Annotated in this window: 15 protein-coding genes; 6 read left to right on the top strand and 9 right to left on the bottom strand. The window is 43.2% G+C overall.

The window, feature by feature from the left end:
- Positions 1–361: 361 nt before the first annotated feature.
- On the bottom strand, positions 362–1,090 hold the full coding sequence (locus tag FQ083_RS02030; protein ID WP_149408619.1) for a glycerophosphodiester phosphodiesterase: 729 nt from the start codon (positions 1,088–1,090) through the stop codon (positions 362–364).
- 396 nt (positions 1,091–1,486) lie between these two features.
- Between FQ083_RS02030 and FQ083_RS02025 the strand changes: the two genes are divergently transcribed.
- Entirely contained in the window at positions 1,487–2,464 is a 978-nt protein-coding gene (locus FQ083_RS02025) for a hypothetical protein (RefSeq protein ID WP_149408618.1), read from the top strand.
- A gap of 129 nt (positions 2,465–2,593) precedes the next feature.
- Here the strand turns inward: FQ083_RS02025 and FQ083_RS02020 are convergent, their stop codons facing one another.
- Positions 2,594–3,238 carry a cob(I)yrinic acid a,c-diamide adenosyltransferase gene (locus tag FQ083_RS02020; protein WP_149408617.1) on the bottom strand — a complete coding sequence of 215 codons (645 nt, stop codon included), beginning with the start codon at positions 3,236–3,238 and terminating at the stop codon, positions 2,594–2,596.
- Between the two features lie 225 nt (positions 3,239–3,463).
- Here FQ083_RS02020 and cysS point away from each other — a divergent pair, with 225 nt between their 5' ends.
- The 5 genes from cysS to pdxH all read left to right on the top strand — a co-directional run bounded on the left by cysS (position 3,464) and on the right by pdxH (position 11,184).
- Complete coding sequence (gene cysS / locus FQ083_RS02015) at positions 3,464–4,930, top strand: cysteine--tRNA ligase (protein ID WP_149408616.1); 1,467 nt, start codon at positions 3,464–3,466, stop codon at positions 4,928–4,930.
- Between the two features lie 228 nt (positions 4,931–5,158).
- Positions 5,159–7,000, top strand: a complete 1,842-nt coding sequence (locus FQ083_RS02010) for a mechanosensitive ion channel family protein (protein ID WP_149408615.1) — start codon at positions 5,159–5,161, stop codon at positions 6,998–7,000.
- Positions 7,001–7,401: 401 nt separating this feature from the next.
- Complete coding sequence (guaB, locus tag FQ083_RS02005) at positions 7,402–8,874, top strand: IMP dehydrogenase (RefSeq protein WP_149408614.1); 1,473 nt, start codon at positions 7,402–7,404, stop codon at positions 8,872–8,874.
- 245 nt (positions 8,875–9,119) lie between these two features.
- On the top strand, positions 9,120–10,487 hold the full coding sequence (glmM, locus tag FQ083_RS02000) for a phosphoglucosamine mutase (protein WP_149408613.1): 1,368 nt from the start codon (positions 9,120–9,122) through the stop codon (positions 10,485–10,487).
- Positions 10,488–10,533: 46 nt separating this feature from the next.
- A complete protein-coding gene (pdxH, locus tag FQ083_RS01995) occupies positions 10,534–11,184 on the top strand; it encodes a pyridoxamine 5'-phosphate oxidase (RefSeq protein ID WP_149408612.1) in 651 nt (216 codons plus the stop codon).
- A 119-nt stretch (positions 11,185–11,303) separates the two neighbouring features.
- On the opposite strand, the gene FQ083_RS01990 is transcribed toward pdxH, so the two are convergent.
- From FQ083_RS01990 to FQ083_RS01960, 7 genes are all read right to left on the bottom strand, one after another.
- Entirely contained in the window at positions 11,304–12,695 is a 1,392-nt protein-coding gene (locus FQ083_RS01990; protein ID WP_149408611.1) for an HlyD family secretion protein, read from the bottom strand.
- 101 nt (positions 12,696–12,796) lie between these two features.
- Positions 12,797–14,413 (bottom strand): MFS transporter, encoded by a 1,617-nt coding sequence (locus tag FQ083_RS01985; RefSeq protein WP_149408610.1) that lies wholly within the window; start codon positions 14,411–14,413, stop codon positions 12,797–12,799.
- A 296-nt stretch (positions 14,414–14,709) separates the two neighbouring features.
- Entirely contained in the window at positions 14,710–15,345 is a 636-nt protein-coding gene (locus FQ083_RS01980) for a glutathione S-transferase family protein (RefSeq protein ID WP_011513349.1), read from the bottom strand.
- 33 nt (positions 15,346–15,378) lie between these two features.
- Positions 15,379–16,056, bottom strand: coding sequence for a type 1 glutamine amidotransferase domain-containing protein (locus FQ083_RS01975; RefSeq protein WP_011513350.1), 678 nt, complete (start codon positions 16,054–16,056; stop codon positions 15,379–15,381).
- A gap of 225 nt (positions 16,057–16,281) precedes the next feature.
- The gene (locus FQ083_RS01970) at positions 16,282–17,331 is read right to left on the bottom strand and encodes an NADP-dependent oxidoreductase (RefSeq protein WP_149408609.1); all 1,050 of its coding nucleotides are present in this window, start codon (positions 17,329–17,331) and stop codon (positions 16,282–16,284) included.
- Between the two features lie 112 nt (positions 17,332–17,443).
- The gene (locus FQ083_RS01965) at positions 17,444–18,664 is read right to left on the bottom strand and encodes an iron-containing alcohol dehydrogenase (protein WP_149408608.1); all 1,221 of its coding nucleotides are present in this window, start codon (positions 18,662–18,664) and stop codon (positions 17,444–17,446) included.
- Between the two features lie 222 nt (positions 18,665–18,886).
- Positions 18,887–19,525, bottom strand: a complete 639-nt coding sequence (locus FQ083_RS01960; protein ID WP_149408607.1) for a TetR/AcrR family transcriptional regulator — start codon at positions 19,523–19,525, stop codon at positions 18,887–18,889.
- Positions 19,526–19,566 lie beyond the last annotated feature (41 nt).

Here is a 19,566-nt window from a genome sequence, read left to right as displayed (position 1 = left end):
TTTTTTGCTTTATTCTCATCAAAACGTGTTTTAAAACGTGTGACTTGAATGCTGGCATTTTTGACAAATGTGTCACCAGATTTGATAGCGAAACGTAAGCCTTTAAGCGGTAAGCCAAGTGCTTTTTTTGCAATCATATAATATCCCTAACGGTATTAATTTAAGCGTCTATATTACCTTAAATACTTAGTAAAGTGAACACTTATACACTATAAAAATATTGCTAAATAACAATAACTTGTATGGATTATAGTAGGTGTTATGGCAAATAAGCCGTGACTTATCAGCTATAAGGTAAAAATGTAAGTAAAACCATAAATATGTACAGCACAAAAGCGAGTTTAGAAATACGAGTAATGCGTTAAGGTAGTAATAAATAGCTTGGATAATCGGTAATAATCACATCAACTTGCCAGTTTATAAGCTGCTCAATAGTCTCAATATCATTGACCGTCCATGCACTTACAGGTAAGTCATAGCGATGACAATACTGTATGACTTCACGATTCAAAAGCGGATAGTGGATACCTAATTGCTTACAGCCAAGTTGTAAAGCAGTATTGGGAGCCTGTTTCAGTAGTTTAGGCTCTCGAATAAGCAGCCCACGTGGTATATGCCTCATGAAAGTACTGCGTTGTAAGCGGGCATGCAGCTCAACATCAAAGCTGGTTAGCACAATCGGTAGGTTGGCAAGTGGGCTATCAATGAGGTCACGCATCAAGGCTTTTACGAGTTTGGCATAATCAGTGCGACTATGGGTTTTAACCTCAAGCTCAATATAAGTATAGATATTTAGAGCAGAAACAATGTCAGGCAATGTGATAATTGGCTGACCAAACTGATGATGACGCTGTATTTCGCTCACATTTAGCTGATCTAGACGCGACTGCTGCGCGCACATGCGCTCAAGCGTTTCATCATGAAAGACGATGAGCTGTCCATCTCGGCTAAGTTGTACATCGAACTCTATACCTGCCAAACCAGAGCTTTGCAAATTTTGCGCATATTCAAAACCTGATAAGGTATTTTCTAACGCTTCACCGCGCGCGCCGCGATGACCAAGTAGCAAGGTGTTCTTAAGATCTATCATAACCAGTGACCATCACATATTTTGAGCATTATAATGGAAATATTATATCGTCTGTTATTAACTGCATCCAACGCTATCACGTATCAAAGCGTATTGAATAAAGCATTTATAAAAATTTTATGCTGATAAAACTTTCTGTCATCATCTTAATATTTGTTTAGGTAAATATATATTTGTAGCTTTTTTGCAACTAAAGCTAGATTTCGGACACAATGTTGAACGTTATTTGTACATCAGTAGGCTACATGGATGACCATCTCCTGCAAACACCGTATAATAATGTGGTTTTCAAATCTATCGCAATGCCGGTTTCTGCTAGATTTGAGTTTTATAGTGTAAATGTCAAATACTGTCCGTGAGCGACGGTACGAATCAGTAAATTGGAGCAAAAGAGATATGAGCGTAGCAAATAAAAGTGTGAGCAAATGGTATAAAGTTGCTGGTATTGGCATGGTATGTGGTTTAGCGCTTGCTGGTTGTGATCGCTCAGAAAAAGACGATGCCGAAACGGTAGAAGTGACTGAGCAAGAAACACAGGTTAGTGAAAACGCTGCTGCCACGGCGGTGAGCTGCGATGATCCTATGGTACAAGACCGCCTCAAATCCGCTTTGAAAAATACGCTCAATCAACAAGCCCAAACTTTAGCCGTCAGTTATGCCAACGATGCAGAGATTGGCTTAGGCAGCGGTGTGGTTTCTACTAAAGCAAACGGTATTATCATCGATATACAAAATGCCGCCGTGTTGCAAGCAACCAATGAAAATGGTCTGACAACCTGTCAGGCAAGCGTCAGCATGACTCTGCCAAGTGAAGACTTATATCAAGCCAGCCAAGTGCAAGCCGCTAATAATCAGCCAAGTTTGCAATCGCGCTTAGCCAATGACAATATTCGTATCAATAACAATATGCTCATTGATGATGCTTTTACCTATGTTGTTGGTACGCAAGGTGGTCAAGTACGTACACGTATCGCAGGACAGCCGGCATTATTAACAGTGGTATCAGAAGTGGTCGCCAGCTCAACGCTCCAGTCAGCAATGGAAGAGCAGCGCGCCCAACGTGCCACTCAGCAACCTGAACGCCGCCGTGAACCAGCACAGAATACACAGAGCAATAATAATACTAGCCAGCCAAGAGCGGTAACGCCAGCTGCGCCTGTGCGCCCAGCACAACCTGCTAAGCCACCAGTTGTTAATCAAAACAGCAGTCAAAGTACAAAGACGCCAAGTAGTACTCCGTCAGCGCCAACACCTAGCACTACTGCGCCTAGTACAGTAACTCCTACACCTGCTGCTCCAGAAGCGCCAAAAGCAACGCCTAAAGATGAAAGCATTGATATGGTCATTATTGAAGATAAAGAAGCAACTTATTAATCTTATTGCTACTAAATATCGATAAGCATCGTTTCAATATTTCAATTCAATATTTTAAGTCAACATTTCAATAAAAAAGCGCCTGCAATATATTGATTGCGGGCGTTTTTTTGTGGTTCGTTAAATGGCTCAACTATCAGCGAATTTTTGTAATACTTGGCTGTCCCACAAGACTTCAGAGACCTGTTCAGGGTCTGTGCAAAAACGTGCGGCGACAAAGAGCCAATCAGACAAACGGTTGATAAAGCTGACCGCTGTCGGTCGAATGGCTTGTGGCTGCGCTTGTTTTAGTAATACTGCTTGGCGCTCAGCGCGGCGACAAACAGTACGTGTCACATGCAACTGGCTGACCAATAATGAGCCTGTTGGTAAGATAAAGTCTTTTAGCGGTGGTAACGTCGTATTCATCGCATCGATCTGTTGCTCAAGCCAATCAATATGAATCGTATTTACGCCTTCATATTCTGGCATAGCAAGCTCACCACCGATATTAAATAATAAATGTTGAATAATCACTAAAGCTTGGGCAAAGTCGACTTCTTGCTTTGTTTGCAAGCGTTCAGGTAGCTGTTGGCTGTGACTTGAATTGTTGGTTTGCGCACTTAACGCTTGAGTAAGCTGCGCACGTACCAAGCCAATGTGCGAGTTGAGCTCGTCAATATCACCCATCACACTAAATAGGATGTCCGCCTTGCTAACGCGGCTGCCATCTGCCATGCCAGTACTACCATCATCGCCAGTACGCGTATAAATTTTGCTTAAACGATTGCCCATATTTTTATCCTTAACTATCAATGTTTTTATCATTACAGAGTCTTACTTGCGCGCTCATTGTAGTATTTTACGAGCATTTTCGCTAAGATAATGGGTTAAGTTTTATATTGATGTTCTCTTTACCCTTGATTTATGCATGATTTGCTTATGTAAGCGCTTTTTTATTGGCTAAGCGTACATGATTGCTAGGCTTGTTTTCTCTTATACTTTTAATTTAAAGGCTTTATGACTATGACCACACCTCTTGCAGACGCGATGTCTCAGCTCGTCATCTATGACTCACTTACTGGACGCAAGCAAGCATTCAAGCCGCTTGCCACGGGCAAAGTTGGCATGTATGTGTGTGGCATGACGGTTTATGATTATTGTCATATCGGTCACGCTCGAGTGATGGTTGGCTTTGATATGGCAGTACGTTGGCTTGCACAATTGGGCTATGATGTAAATTACGTGCGTAATATTACTGATATTGATGACAAAATCATTACTCGTGCTGCCGAAAATGGTGAAGAGATTGGCACATTGACCCAACGTTTTATTACTGCCATGCATGAAGATGCGACAGCACTTGGCTGCTTGTCCCCTGATGCAGAACCGCGTGCGACCGATCATATCGATGAGATGCAGCAGATGATTGAGACGCTGGTTAGTAATGACTATGCCTACGCGGGTGATAATGGTGATGTCTACTATGCAGTCGATAGCTTCGCAGATTATGGCAAATTGTCAAAACGTAACCTTGATGATATGCAGGCAGGATCACGGGTTGAAGTCGAAAACGACAAGCGCAATCCGTTTGACTTTGTGTTATGGAAAGCGGCGAAACCGGATGAGCCGCAATGGGCATCAGCGTGGGGTCAAGGGCGTCCAGGCTGGCATATTGAATGCTCAGCGATGTCGACCAAATGCCTTGGTAATACCTTTGATATCCATGGCGGCGGTCATGATTTGCAGTTCCCGCATCATGAAAATGAGATTGCCCAATCTGAAGCAGCGACCGGCTGTGAATACGCGCGTAACTGGATGCACGTTGGTTTTATCAATGTTGATGGCGAAAAAATGTCTAAATCATTGGGTAACTTTTTTACCATTCGTGATGTCATGGCAAAATACTTACCAGAAACGGTTCGTTTCTTCTTATTGTCGAGTCATTATCGCAGTCAAGTAAACTTCTCTGATAGTGCCTTGGACGAAGCGCATAATAGCCTAAGCAGGTTGTATCAAGCATTAAAAGTTGCTGAACAACAAAAAGGTGAAGTACTTATTATCGATGAAGCCTTGATTCATAATGCCTATGCTAGTGCGGTGGGACAAGACTTTATCAAAGCCATGAATGACGACTTTAATAGCTCAACGGCAATCAGTGTGCTATTTGGATTGGCGCGTGATATCAATAAAGCGAGTAAAGCACAAGATGTAGAGACTGCATGGCAATTAGCGCAGCACTTAAAAGCTTTGGCGCAAACACTTAATATTTTACAGCAGGCTGTGCAGCAGTTCTTGCAAGCCGTCATTGGTGAAGTAGCTGAAGATAGTTTAACCGACGAAGCCATTGATGAGCTAATCATCGAGCGTGCTGATGCCAAAACCAATAAAAACTTTGCGCGTGCTGATGAGATACGTGTGCAGTTGAAAGATGCTGGTATTGAGCTTGAAGACAGTCGTGCGGGCACCACTTGGCGCCGTGCTTAATGTAAGCATTAGTTTTTTGCGCTTGTTCATTCACAAACAATAATAAATTAAGCCAGCTATCTGCTGGCTTTTTTGTGTCTTCTGCATTAGCTTAATATCATACTTATTAGCAAGAGTTTTTGTATGCAAACTCCTTTCGGATTTCTCAGGACTCACTCTCTACAGTCTCATGCCCAATTTTTACCGCGACTGCTCTTTATAATTGGCAGCTTATTTATCCTATTAAATATGGCGTGCATTTCTGCTTATGCAGCAAGCAGTACTGAGGACATAGACAATCGAAATATTGAAGAGACGGTTACTACAAAACCAGAAAATTTGGTGGAATATGCTGCGCAAAGAATAGATAAGTTAAAAGAGGAAGGAGTGACTGTCTCTGCCGTTGCAGCAGAGGTAATTAGCCCGCTAGAAAAAAGGACAGTGCAGCAAGCAGGTGTGCTACAAGGAGATTCTGGTCTCACTGGGGATTACAACGAAAACTACTATGCGTTAGATAAGCTCAATGCAGGTTTGCCGCCCTTGTCTGAGCCGCCAAACTTATCAACCCCACTTGCCACATTAGAGTTTTTCCAATCGGCAGTCATGAATCAGCAATATGATTTGGCAGCTTATGCGCTCAATATGAATTTGATTGATGGTAAGTTACAGCGTAGTCGGGCGATAGATCTGGCCAAACAACTTGATTTTTTGTTGATTGAAAAAAAGCTCTATGTTTTTGATGAATTGCCAGATCGTCCTGACGGTTTGATTGAGCCACCGCTTGGTAGCACGAACAGTATTCAAGGCATTCCTAGACGCTCTATTCAGCTTGGTTATATCGATTATCGTGAGCGCCGTGTACCCATACATCTAGAGCGTGTGCGCATTGATGATAGTGCGCCTTTTTGGATATTTTCTGCCCAAACGGTTGGTAATATCGATAACCTCTATGAGCAATATCATCCGGCAAAGTTTGAGCGTTATTTACCGTCGTGGACAAAATTACAGTTATTTAGTATCGCCATCTGGGAGTTTTTAGCATTACTTGTTTTCTTCTCTTTTACCATGGGAGTGGGCTGGTTACTCAGTAAAGGTGCTGGCAAGCTTATCAATTGGTATGTCAAAGATAAAGCCGGCAATCGGCTGAGTACGGTTCACCACAATAGCGTGGAAGATTTGGTCAATAAGCTGACAGTACCGCTAACCTTTACCATCAGCTTCTCATCGGTATTTACCTTGGTATCGGGCGGCTTTCCTTACCTGGATGCAGTCGCTTCCTCGACACGTCCGATTATTTGGATTGGATTGGTCTTTAGCGCCATGTGGCTCGGTATACGTGTTATCAACTTTTTTGCCAACCGCTATCAAGATATGCAGATTGAAAATCTAGGAGAGGAGCAGTTTGACAAAGTGCGCCGTCGTCGAACTTACGTATCGATATTTCGCCGCGTCTTCGTATTTGTCATGGTGTTGGGCAGTATTTGGATAGGTCTGAGTGAGTTTGCCAACATGGAAGGCTTTGGCAAAACCTTACTGACTTCGGCTGGCATTGCTGGCGTGGTCATTGGTATCGCCGCTCAACCAATACTCGGTAACATCATTGCTGGAGTACAGGTAGCAGTGACCCAGCCCGTACGAATTGGCGACAGTGTGATAATGGATGGCAACTTTAGTACCGTTGAGGACCTGCGTTACACTTATGCGGTACTAAAAACATGGGATGAACGTCGATTAATCGTGCCGATGCGCGAATTGATCACCGAAATGGTAGAGAACTGGTCGCATACAGAAGTGCATCAGACCTGTCCTGTGTTCTTATATATCGATTACGGCGCAGATATTGACGCCATTCGGCAGCAGTTTATTTCGGTAGTGAAAGACAATAAGCTTTGGGATAATAAAACTGAGCCTGAAATATTTGTCGTTGAGGTAACTGAAAAGACCATTCAACTGCGCGGCGCTGTTTCAGCGGTAGGCCCTGTAGAAGCATGGACACTGGCCTGTGAGATACGTGAGCAGATGCTTGATTATTTGTACCGTGAACAAAAGCATTATCTACCAGCTGAGCACCTTGTATTGAGACAAAAATAGTCAATGTCTATTGGTTTGGCGCTTAAAAAAAATTGAATGTACAGCGTCACTATCGATAGACAGCTTTGGGTAAAACCTACTGACAAATATAGCATGCGATTTGCTTGCTTATTTGTTATAATATGGCGTTATTTTTAAGGGATAATTCAGTTGTTAAGCATTGTATAGTTAGATTTTGGGGCAGGTAAAGGGTGCTGTATTAGCCAGTCTGCTGAGCCAATGATTTAATGAGCAATGATAAATTGATGATGTGCCGAGCGAATGTTTGTATTTAGTATTTGTTCCCCACGGTTTTATTATTTTCTGCTAGGTTTATAACCTTATGATTTTGATAGAATTTTCGTTGATTTTCTTGATGCTGTATTGCCCACCCATCAAAATAACCACTAATAGGGGTCTGTATGTTGCGAATTGTCGATGAAGCCTTAACCTTTGATGACGTTTTATTATTGCCAGCTTATTCAGAAATACTGCCAAAAGCTGCTAATATAACGACCCGCCTAACAAAAAGTATCACGCTAAATTTACCGCTAATTTCTGCTGCTATGGATACAGTCACTGAGTCTGAGATGGCCATTACCATGGCACAACTTGGTGGTTTAGGTATTTTGCATAAGAGCATGGATATCGATAAGCAGGCAATGCAAGTGCGCCGCGTCAAAAAATTCGAAGCTGGTACTGTGGTTGATCCTATTACTGTGCATCCAGAGATGACCATCGGTGAGTTATTAAGACTGACCCAAGACAATAACATCTCAGGCGTGCCAGTGGTTGAAAAGGGCACTGATAAAGTAGTTGGTATCGTTACTCATCGTGACTGGCGCTTTGAGACCAATCTATCATTGCCTGTCAGCCATATCATGACGCCAAAAGAGCAGCTCGTCACCGTTAAAGAAGGTGAGAGCAACGAAAACATCAAAAGACTGCTACACGAGCACCGTATCGAAAAAGTTATTGTTATCAATGATGATTTCCGTTTGCGTGGTCTGATTACGGTCAATGACTTTGCTAAAGCTGAAAACAATCCAAATGCTTGTAAAGATGAGCAAGGTCGCCTGCGTGTGGGCGCAGCAGTTGGTACGGGCGCTGATACTCAAGCACGCGTTGAAGCATTGATTGCGGCTGACGTCGATATCATCGTTGTTGATACCGCGCATGGTCACTCAAAAGGCGTTATTGATAAAGTATCTTGGATTAAAAAACATTTCCCGCATGTACAAGTGATTGGCGGCAATATCGCGACAGGTGATGCTGCAAAAGCCTTACGTGATGCTGGTGCAGATGCGGTCAAAGTTGGTATTGGTCCAGGATCTATCTGTACCACACGTATCATCGCTGGTATCGGTGTGCCGCAAATCTCGGCGATTGATAGTGTTGCAAGCGCTTTGCAAGACAGTATTCCATTGATTGCTGATGGTGGTATTCGCTATTCAGGTGATATGGCAAAAGCCATTGCTGCTGGTGCGTCATCCATCATGGTTGGCTCACTTATGGCAGGTACAGAAGAAGCGCCAGGTGAAGTTGAGTTGTTCCAAGGTCGCTATTATAAAGCTTACCGCGGTATGGGTAGCTTAGGTGCGATGTCAGGTCAAAACGGCTCATCAGATCGCTACTTCCAAGATGCCAAAGACGGTGTGGAAAAATTGGTGCCAGAAGGTATCGAAGGTCGTGTACCTTATAAAGGTCCAGTCGCTGGTATCGTCAACCAATTGGTAGGTGGCTTGCGCTCATCTATGGGTTATACCGGCTGTGCCACGATTGAAGATATGCGCAGCAAACCACAGTTCATCAAAGTTACCTCAGCGGGTATGAAAGAATCACACGTCCATGATGTGCAGATTACCAAAGAAGCACCTAACTATCGAGTCGACTAATTATATCTTTGCCGCTATAGGATACGATGACTCGCAGCCGTACAGTGTCAAGCGACGTTAAGATACAAACAGCCAACAATGCCTTGTTATTGTTGGCTGTTTTTTTTGTAAAATACAATCATAGATTATTCTAATAATTGATAACTGTTTGTCTTATCAAAACCATTGATGACAGTGAATGATTGAAGCTACTGAGCCTGCTTCCATGTCGGGGCTTTTACTTTTAGACTTAAGGAACAATAATAATGAGCTACTTTGGCACTGATGGTATTCGCGGTAAATTTGGTGAGCTGCCAATTACGCCAGATTTTATCTTAAAGCTCGGCTATGTCACAGGATTGGTGCTGATAGAAAACAATCAAAATTCGCCGCGTAAGCCAAGTGTTGTGATTGGTAAGGACACGCGGTTGTCAGGCTATGTGATTGAAGGCGCACTACAAGCAGGCTTTAACGCCGCTGGCGTCGATGTATATATGTTAGGGCCATTGCCCACACCTGCTATCGCACATTTAACTCGTAGCTTTAATGCGGATGCAGGCGTGGTCATTTCTGCTTCACACAATCCATACTATGATAATGGCATCAAATTCTTCTCAGCCGACGGCAAAAAATTAACTGATGCAATGCAAAATGCTATCAATGATAAGTTGGACGCTATTATGGCGACTGACGGTAATAACGATGCCGTAATGCCTATTCTTGATCCGGCACAATTGGGTAAAAATAACCGTATCGATGATGCGAAAGGTCGCTATATTGAATTCTGTAAAGGCAGCTTTCCCTATCAATATGACTTAGATCATCTGACTGTGGTCGTCGACTGTGCAAATGGTGCAGGCTATAGCGTGGCGCCTCGTGTCATGCGTGAGCTGGGCGCCAATGTCATCGCCATTAATAATAAGCCTGACGGCATAAATATCAATGCTGATTGTGGCTCAACCCATCCTGAAGGTCTGCAAGAAGCAGTGCTAAAATACGAAGCCGATGTGGGCATTGCCTTAGATGGTGATGGCGACCGTATTGTGATGGTTGATGAAGCCGGCAATTTGGTTGACGGCGATGGCATATTGTATGTACTTGCTACTCAAGGTCAGACAAAGGTGGCAGGTGTCGTTGGCACCCTAATGAGCAATATGGGTTTAGAGTTGGCGTTAAAAGCGGCTGATATTGAGTTTACACGGGCAAAAGTAGGCGATCGTTATGTGATGCAAGAGCTTGAGGCCAACGGTTGGATATTGGGCGGTGAGCCGTCAGGTCATATCTTATGCTTGGATAAAAGCCGGACTGGCGACGCTATTATTGCAAGTTTGCAGATACTTGCAGTCATGCAAGCAAGAGGCAAAGCGCTAAGTGATTTAACTGAAGGCTTTGAAGTATTACCACAAAAACTGGTCAATGTACGCTTATCTCAAATGCAAGATCCGTTTGAGCATGAAGAGCTGGTTGCCGCTTTTGATAAAGCACGTGCTACTCTAGAAGGTCGCGGTCGCTTGCTTATTCGCCAATCGGGTACAGAGCCGATGATTCGAGTCATGGTTGAGTCAGATGATGAGATAGAGTGTGATGTAATGGCGAATGATTTGGCAGATAAAATTAAAGCCATATTAGGTTGATAGTCTTTGATATAAACATACTAGAATAGCAAAATAAGGAACAATCATGAGTATGGATTTTAGCGATCAGCGTTTGTCATATGAAAAAGGTCAACTAGACCAACAGTCAGTATCAGCATCACCATTTGAGCTATTAAATGCTTGGATGCAGCAGGCTATAGAAGAAAACGTACAAGAGCCGTATGCGATGAGCTTGGCAACATGCGGGGCGGACAATAAACCCAGTGTGCGTATTGTTCTATTGCGTGAAATTACAGATAAAGGTATCGTTTTTTATACCAATTACGAAAGTGCTAAAGGTCAAGATATCGCTGAAAATCCTAATACAGAAGCGCTATTTTTTTGGCACAAGCTTGAGCGTCAGATTCGTATCAGCGGCAGTATTGCTAAAATTGATGCTGATAAATCTGCTGCTTACTTTCAAAAACGCCCGCACGATAGCCAAGTAGGCGCATGGGTTAGCCAACCACAAAGCGGTGAAGTTGCCAATCGCGATTTGATGGAGCAGACTTTTGAGCAATTGAAAACAGACTATCCAGAAGGCGCAGCCGTACCAACGCCTGAGTTTTGGGGTGGTTACGAGATTACTGTCAATGAGATGGAGTTTTGGCAAGGTCGCGCCAATCGAATGCATGACCGTATTGTCTATCATAAAGAGGCGGATGGTAGCTTTAGTACCAAACGCTTATTGCCTTAAACGTAATCAATAGCGCATGATATGGGCTTAGAAGAAGTTCATGTCTATAAAAAAGCCACTTTACCTGTCATATTCATATGGCAAAAAAAGTGGCTTTTTTTATTTCTTTAATAGTGGAGCTATTTGGTATCAATATCTACCGACACAGACATACCAGGACGTAGGCGGGCAAGGTCTGGCTGGTTAGAGTCTAAGTCGATGCGTACCGGAATACGCTGAGCGATTTTAATATAGTTACCTGTCGCAGGATTGGCAGCGCCAGCACTGAATTCACTGCCTGTTGCGGGTGATATATTGCTGACCCGTCCGCTAAACCGTGTGCCACCTAAGGCATCCACATGAATAGTGGCCGCTTCACCAATGATCATATTTGCCACTTGCGTCTCTTTAAAGTTGGCAATAATCCATATGCCTTTTGGTACGATATACATAAGCTGCGTACCAGCAGTGACATATTGTCCTGTTTTAACGCTCAACTGACTCAGTTGTCCCGATTCAGGAGCACGGATTATGGTGTTGTCCAAGTTAATCTGCGCTTGTTTTGCGGCAGCTTCAGCATTTTTGATATTGGCATCTAATGAAGAGCGGCTAGCCGTCGTTTTTTTGCTGCCCTCGACTGCCACTTGTAAATTGGCTTCCGCTTGTTGGACACCAGCTTGTGCTTTTGCTAATTGAGCTTCAGCATGAGCAACATCTGCACTTGATACTGCACCAATGGCAATCAAGCCCTGATAACGGTTGACGTCCTCTCGGGCACTGTCGACACTCACTTTGGCGCTATAAACATCTGCCTCACGTGCCTGAATCTGTGCTTGGCTGGTGCCAGTATCTTGCGCATTACTAGAGCGATTGGTTAACGCAATATCGATATTCGCCTGCGCTTGTTCGAGCTGCTGCTGAAAAGTACGGTCATCTATTTTTACCAATAAGTCACCAGCTGCAACATTCGCAAAATCCTCTACTGCTACTTCTGTCACATAACCTGACACTTGCGGACTGATAATGGTGGTTTGTCCTTTAACAAAAGCATTATTGGTTTGCTGCATGGTTGGGGTAAAAGGTGGCAGTTTCCACGCATAGAGAATGAGTGCCACACCAATAACAATCAGCGCAATCAGTAAGGCTAAATTAAAAAATGACTTCTTTTTGGGCGACCAACCTGCTGGCGCAGGAATAGATTCAGTGGGTGGCATCGGTGTATCATCTTTGCCATCGCCTGCCTCAGTGCTGTCTATTTTATTTGTATCAACGGCGTCTATAGGCTCATTGGTATTCGTAGGTAAGTCATCAGAAGGGTCGGTTTGAATCCGAGTTGCAGACATAGTCGGTTCAGGTTGAATGGCTGCTATATTGGTATTTGTGTCATTATTGGACGCCATGTGTGACTGTGATGGTGTATCCACAACCGCTTGATTTGATAATGATTCACTAGCTTGAGCATTTTCAACAGTTTTAGCTGTTTTGTTAGGGGTGCTTGCGTCATCAACGCGGTTCGGTTTGTTTTCGTTCATGACACGCTCCTAAAGGGTCTAATAAGCATAATAGATAACGTTACAATAATAATAAGAGAGAATAGGCGCTATAGAATACACAATAGCATTTGTACTATCTGCTATTTTTTGCCCATCATTTCTGCTAACGCGGCAAGCTCTTTACCAAGAGGATTGCGCTTATGATACAAATAATAGAAATACACCATTAATAAATAGATCGCGGTAATCGTAGCGCTCACTGCCATTAAAAAGAATAAATCATCATAAGCGGCGACGGTCGCTTGGCGCTGAATCCCTTGTAATATTTGAGGCATGGTTGCCGGATCGCTGGTACTCATGGAGCTGACCATATCCGCATAGTGCATTTGGGTGCGAATAGTGGTAAAGGCTTGAATACCGGCGGCACCTGCTAAACCGCCAACCGTTTGTGAAATACCAAAAATCACCGAAAAGCTAATAATATAGGCAGGTCCATTGGCAATGGCACGAAACATCCCTTCAAATACCATCGGTCCCATAAAGTATACGGCAGCAAACGCAATGATAAACTGGCTAAAATAAAACATGACAGGTGTAGAATTCAGTGACACACCCGTATCTATCCATGCACCAATCGCAATCAATGCCACGGCAAAAATCACCGGTCGACGCAGGTCCATCGCATTGGTCGTAAAAATACTAAGCACCAATGCCAGCGCACTAGCGGCTAAAATAATGGCATAGAACATAATCAGCTGATCATTGCCATAACCGAGGTTAGCCAATAACCCTGCCGCGCCAACGCTTTGCTCCGACAGCAAGATACGCATCACAGCGCCCGTTATCATAAAGGCGATAATCGTCCGGCTGCGCATCCAACGTACTTGTAGCATCGGGTTTTTACGATGGGTTTCAATCCACAACGCAATAGAAATGGTGACGACGGAAATAATCAGTGGATAACTGAGCCAAGGAGTCGTCCACCATAAAATACGCCCTTGTACCAAAAACACTGCCAATGCTGCAAGACCAGTCGCAAAAAAAACAAAGCTGACAATATCCAGCTTTTCAAAGACTTTTTCCATATTACCGCGTGGCAGTTCAAGAAGGTTAATTAAGCCAAAGCATATCAAAGCTAAGCCTACTTGGAATAAGAACAAGCCTTCAAGTTGACCATCGGCGGCAAGATAAGGCGAGATGATGCGAGACAAAGGCACCCCAAACTGTACCAAGCCAAAGCCCAAAATCAGTCCACTAATACGCCGAGCTGCTGGCATGCCTTGCAAACAATAAAAGATAGACAATACTGTCATAGCGCTCGCGACCACGCCGCTAAAGCCACGGGCAATCAGCTCTAAATAATAAGGATCAATGCTAATTCCGGTGGTTGAGCTCAATAGATGACTACTGACTAACCACTGCATACTGGTCGCTGAGAGCAAAAAGAATAGGGTGATTTTGCTAAATAACGACATACCAAACTGTTGGCGAATTTTATAGAGCAGTACCGTGATACAGGCATTGGTCATATTGTAAGCGACTGATATCCAGCCACCCTCAACAGGGGTTAAGCCCATCTCACCTTGAATTTGAGAGAGGTTGGCGACCAACAGACCGTTTTGAAAACTGGCAGTAATACCGATAAAAATACCGATCAGTAAGTAATATACTTTTCGATAAGTAGGATGATCGGGTGTGGCAGGAGAGCCCAGCATAAACGGCTGTTCATGAGGCTTAAACTGATAGTCGGTACTCATGGGCTATCTATCATCGGTAACGACGGATAATGTAAATTCATGATAACGCTCCCAAGTATCAGGCGGTGTCTGATCAGCGCTAAGAAGCGTGGTCGGCGCTCACCATACGGTTTTATTCTTAGCGCTCATTCATTCAAAGCGCTGTAAAAAATAGGTCACAGAACAATAAAAGCATAGAGAGATATAAACTCTAATACTTAATAATGCTGTATAAGAAAAAATAGCCCAAGAAAAGCTTGAGCTATTTTATCATAGTTTTTGATTATCGTTCGCATCTACGCGCTTAACCGTGGGATTTATGTCAGAGTAGTCATATCATAATTTGCTTCCAAACGCATGGCGCGCTGATAGCTATCAAGGCTTGCCAGTTGTAGCGCGTATTCTTTAATATGAGGATAATCCTCTAACGCCTCACGCTTGAGAAGCATAATCAAATCAAACGACAGCATAAAATCTGCACCGCTTAGCTTGTTACCCACGATAAAGGATTTGCCTGCCACCTCGTCATTTAGATAGCTCAGTAGCCTGTGTTTTTCTTGAGCGATATACCCTTTTAAAAATGCATTATCACCAGCACCTGCTTTATTGGTAAATAATTCAAGCAAAAGCGGCAGCATCAGCGAGCTTTCAGCAAAGTTAATCCACTGTAAGTAATGACCATAATCTGCGCTATCGATAGCAGGGCGAAGATTATCAGGTGCAAACCGCTCAATCAATAGCTCAGTAATCGCACCTGACTCTGCATAAAGCTCGCCATCCATCTCAATAACCGGAGACTTACCAAGAGGATGTACCGCTTTTAGGCTATCTGGTGCTAGATGCGTTTTGGCATCACGCTGGTGGCTAATAATTTCATAAGGTTGTCCCAATTCTTCTAAAAGCCATAACGTCCGTAATGAGCGTGATTGATTGAGGTGATGTAAGCGAATCATTTAGTTAGCCTTTTTGCAGTGGATTTGATGCTATTAAGCCTGTATTTTAGCCATTAAACGCTTGGCGGCTTCTTCTGATGACGCTGGATTTTGACCCGTGATCAGCAAACCATCTTCGACCACAAACGATTCCCAATCAGAGCTTTTTTCATAGTTTCCGCCATTGGCTTTTAGCACATCTTCTAATAAGAAAGGCACGACGTCAGTGAGCTGAACCGCTTCTTCTTCGGTATTACTAAAGCCTGTGACCGTTTTGCCTTTGACCAGATACTCGCCATCGATTTTAACGTTTTTGAGCGCGGCAGGAGAATGGCAGACAAAAGCAACAGGCTTATCTTGTTTGATAAACGTCTCAATTAATTCAATCGAGTTTTTATCAACGGCTAAATCCCACATTGGACCATGACCACCAGGATAGAATACTGAATCAAAATCTTCCGCTTTCATATCTGCCAATTTTTTAGTCGTTGCTAGGCGTTCTTGGGCTTCAGAATCTTCTTTAAAACGTTTGGTATCTTTGGTTTGAGCATCCGGCGTGTCACTACTTGGGTCAAGTGGTGGTTGACCGCCTGCAGGAGAAGCAATCGTGATATTGACACCGGCATCTAAAAAAGCATAGTAAGGCGCGGCAAATTCTTCTAGCCAAAAGCCAGTCTTCTTACCAGTATCGCCCAATTTATCGTGTGAAGTTAGTACCATTAAAATATTCATAATTGTCCCTGTTTATTGTTGAAAGTTATTATTGAGGTTTATTATTAAAGCCTATCAGTACTGTGTTGCAGTCGGTATTGAAAATTATTAACGCTATCAAAAACTAATAACGCTAAAAAACCGACTGCTGACAGTATTCATCTTTTAAGAATGACTTTCAGTAGCTGTCTTAACAAGTTATGTTGTTAACTGGTTATTTTCATGATTTTTTATGTTAGCTATCAGCTATTTAACGTCAGCCACTTTAATCACTGTTTTACCAAAGTTCTTACCGTCAAGCATGTCAAAGAAAGCTTGTGGCGCTTGTGCTAAACCATCGACTTGATGCTCTTTGGTTTTAACATCACCTGATTCAAGCCATTTGCTCATCGTAGCTAAGAATTCTGGGAAATGATCGCCGTATTCTTCAAAGATAATAAAGCCTTTGATGGTTAGACGTTTACTGAGAATATTACCCATCAGGACACCCAAACGGTCTTTTCCGTCCGGCAATTCAGTGGCGTTATATTGTGATACCAAGCCACATACTGGAATACGTGCATGGGCATTTAATAGTGGCAATACGCCATCAAAGACTTTACCACCGACATTTTCGTAATAAATGTCGATACCATCTGGGCAAGCGATTGCTAGTTGTTCAGCAAAGTCATCAGCTTTATGATCAAGACAAACATCAAAGCCTAATTCTTCAACTGCGTAAGCACACTTCTCAGCACCGCCAGCGACGCCAACAGTACGTAAGCCTAATTGATTACCAACTTGTCCAACAGTTGCGCCAACAGGACCCGTTGCCGCCGCGACGACTAAAGTTTCGCCTTTTTTTGGTTTACCAATATCGGTCAAACCCATGTAGCCTGTGAAGCCGGGCATACCAAGCACACCCAAGCCATAAGAAGGGTTTGCCATATTTTTATCGAGCTTTAGTACGCCTTCGCCATCGCTGACGCTATAGTCCTGCCAGCCCGAGTTCGATACTACCAAATCACCGACTGTAAATGTATCGATATTAGACTCGACGACTTGGGCAACCGTTCCGCCTAGCATGACATCGCCAATTTCTAATGGGTCAGCGTAGCTTGCGGCATCACTCATACGTCCGCGCATATAAGGGTCAAGCGATAAATATACGGTGCGTAATAGCATCTCGCTTTGATTGGGTTTTGGAATCTCGCCAGTAGCCAATTCAAAATTATCGGCAGTTGGTGCGCCATGTGGGCGGCTGGCAAGTTTGATTTGACGGTTTTGTTGTTGATTTTGTTGTTCGTTAAAGCTCATGATAAAGCGCCTTATTTTATTTATTTTTGATTTTAAAGTTACCTGCCACTCTGAAGTGACAGGCTATTGGTTTCTATAACGACAATATAACTATAGATAATTACTCAGAGAGTTAAGCGTTGCTAGTAATGGCACGCTCTAGAATACGACGTGATACTGCCAAGTCGTTTTTACCATGCTCACCCAATTTCACCATACCATGCACTTCTAATTGCTTGATAATAGGATCAATGGCAGCAGCATCTAACTCAACATCTGCTAAGCTGACCGGCAGTCCAAGCTCGCGGAAGAAGTTTTCAGTCTGTTTGATAGCCGCTTCAATGATGGCATCATCATTTAATTCAGTACCATTATCGTCAGCTTTGATGTTCCAAACGTTGCGTGCATATTGAAGCAATTTGTCTTTTTTGCTGTCTTTAAGCTCACGCATGACTGATGGCAATACGATGGTCAGCGTGCGAGCATGGTCAATCGCGTGCAATGAGGTCAACTCATGACCAATCATATGCGTCGTCCAATCTTGCGGTACACCAGTACCGATCAGACCATTTAGCGCCATAGTCGCTGTCCACATAATGTTTTTGCGGGTCTCTAAATTCTCTGGATCGGCTTTTACCGCTGCGCCTTCCTCAATCAGAATCTTTAATAAGCTCTCAGCAAAGGCATCTTGAACTTTCGCATTGACCGGATAGGTCAGGTACTGTTCCATCACATGAACAAAGGCATCAGCCACACCATTCATTACTTGGCGTTCAGGTAAAGTCATGGTTTTGGTTGGATCTAAAATTGAAAATTTAGGGAAGGCAAGTGCATTACCAAACGGCAGTTTTGCTTGGCGTTCACTATAGTTAATCACGCCGCCTGAATTCATCTCAGAGCCAGTTGCTGGAATGGTTAATACCGCGCCCAAATCAACTGCTGAATCGATATCTCTGCAATAACTGGTGAGTGCATCCCATGCTTTATCGTGCGATACCGTACCGTCTTCTTCAGTCAATGAAGATACCAGTGCGACAAACTTACTGCCGTCAAGCACAGAGCCACCACCAACTGCTAGTAGAAAGTCGATATCGTGCTCATTAACCATATCAGCCGCTTTTAATAGCGTCGTAAATTCTGGATTGGCTTCGATACCACCAAACTCGAATATTTCGCGATTGCCACTGGCAGCTAATGCCGTTTTAACTTCATCTAACGTACCTGTACGCTGTGCTGAACTGCCACCATAGGTAATCAGTACGCGGGCATCTGTCGGTACAAGCTCGGCCAACTTCTCGATTTGACCTTCACCAAAAACGATACGGACAGGATTGTAATATTGAAAGTTATTCATAAGATTCCTAATAGATTTATAAGTATGAAAAGAGGAGTTAATATTTAAAATAAAGTCTGCAACTGTTCGCATTATATATTAATTAGACCGGTCGTCTAGTAGATATTTATGAATAATTACAAAACTATCGTATAAGCGAAAATAGCATTTAATAATCTAAAGAAGGGTTCGTTTTAGTTATAGCTACTGTAATGAGTAGAGAATTAAGCAGATAGAACCCTATTATCTTCCCATTTCCGTCGTTGTCATCTGCCACACTTCTGCTAATGGTGTATCCGTTTGGCTAATCTTAGCTACTAAGCTAGCACCCAACCATGCAAAATACCACCGCTTCGCCATACTCTCAGCAGCCACATTATCGAGATGTGGGACAGAATTATCTGCCCAACCAGCTTTGATTTGGGTTGCTAACCAAGTAATGGTTTGCTGATAGCCTGCATGTAAAACTTTACGCATTGGCTCCGACATATCTGATACTTCAGCGCTAAGCTTTACTACCAAACATTTCTCATGAGCGCAGCCGCTTTGCTGCGTGTCATACCAGTTTTGGAAATAGTCATACAGTTTCTGCTGGGCGCTATCATCTTGTGAACCAATAGTATCAAGGCGCTGCTTATACTGGGTAAAGTAGTGGCTGATAATCGCCTCACCAAAGGCTTCTTTTGACGCAAAATAATGATAAAAAGAGCCTTTCGGCACGCCTGCCGTATCTAATATTTGCTTAATGCCAACTGCGGTAAAGCCTTTTTGTGCGATGAGCTTATAGCCCGTCGTTAACAGATGGTCTCTGGTGTTCGATAATGCAATATTAGATAGCGAACTGTCTGGTTGAGTATGTTTTATAGCATTGGGTATAGACATATGACTTATGTTCTCCTTAGAGAGACTAATTATTTAAGATA

This window comes from Psychrobacter sp. ANT_H59 (assembly GCF_008369225.1).
Taxonomy (GTDB): domain Bacteria; phylum Pseudomonadota; class Gammaproteobacteria; order Pseudomonadales; family Moraxellaceae; genus Psychrobacter; species Psychrobacter cryohalolentis.
Note: the sequence above shows the minus strand (reverse complement) of the source record. Positions and strands in the feature narration are given on the sequence as shown.

What these genes read in the sequence shown, in the direction of transcription:
- FQ083_RS01970 (WP_149408609.1), bottom strand. Translation starts at nt 17,331, where the DNA reads ATGAGCTTTAACGAACAACAAAATCAACAACAAAACCGTCAAATCAAA.
- FQ083_RS01965 (WP_149408608.1), bottom strand. Translation starts at nt 18,664, where the DNA reads ATGAATAACTTTCAATATTACAATCCTGTCCGTATCGTTTTTGGTGAA.
- guaB (WP_149408614.1), top strand. Translation starts at nt 7,402, where the DNA reads ATGTTGCGAATTGTCGATGAAGCCTTAACCTTTGATGACGTTTTATTA.
- FQ083_RS02025 (WP_149408618.1), top strand. Translation starts at nt 1,487, where the DNA reads ATGAGCGTAGCAAATAAAAGTGTGAGCAAATGGTATAAAGTTGCTGGT.
- pdxH (WP_149408612.1), top strand. Translation starts at nt 10,534, where the DNA reads ATGAGTATGGATTTTAGCGATCAGCGTTTGTCATATGAAAAAGGTCAA.
- glmM (WP_149408613.1), top strand. Translation starts at nt 9,120, where the DNA reads ATGAGCTACTTTGGCACTGATGGTATTCGCGGTAAATTTGGTGAGCTG.
- FQ083_RS01960 (WP_149408607.1), bottom strand. Translation starts at nt 19,525, where the DNA reads ATGTCTATACCCAATGCTATAAAACATACTCAACCAGACAGTTCGCTA.
- FQ083_RS01975 (WP_011513350.1), bottom strand. Translation starts at nt 16,056, where the DNA reads ATGAATATTTTAATGGTACTAACTTCACACGATAAATTGGGCGATACT.
- FQ083_RS02020 (WP_149408617.1), bottom strand. Translation starts at nt 3,238, where the DNA reads ATGGGCAATCGTTTAAGCAAAATTTATACGCGTACTGGCGATGATGGT.
- FQ083_RS01990 (WP_149408611.1), bottom strand. Translation starts at nt 12,695, where the DNA reads ATGAACGAAAACAAACCGAACCGCGTTGATGACGCAAGCACCCCTAAC.
- FQ083_RS01985 (WP_149408610.1), bottom strand. Translation starts at nt 14,413, where the DNA reads ATGAGTACCGACTATCAGTTTAAGCCTCATGAACAGCCGTTTATGCTG.
- FQ083_RS02010 (WP_149408615.1), top strand. Translation starts at nt 5,159, where the DNA reads ATGGCGTGCATTTCTGCTTATGCAGCAAGCAGTACTGAGGACATAGAC.
- cysS (WP_149408616.1), top strand. Translation starts at nt 3,464, where the DNA reads ATGACTATGACCACACCTCTTGCAGACGCGATGTCTCAGCTCGTCATC.
- FQ083_RS02030 (WP_149408619.1), bottom strand. Translation starts at nt 1,090, where the DNA reads ATGATAGATCTTAAGAACACCTTGCTACTTGGTCATCGCGGCGCGCGC.
- FQ083_RS01980 (WP_011513349.1), bottom strand. Translation starts at nt 15,345, where the DNA reads ATGATTCGCTTACATCACCTCAATCAATCACGCTCATTACGGACGTTA.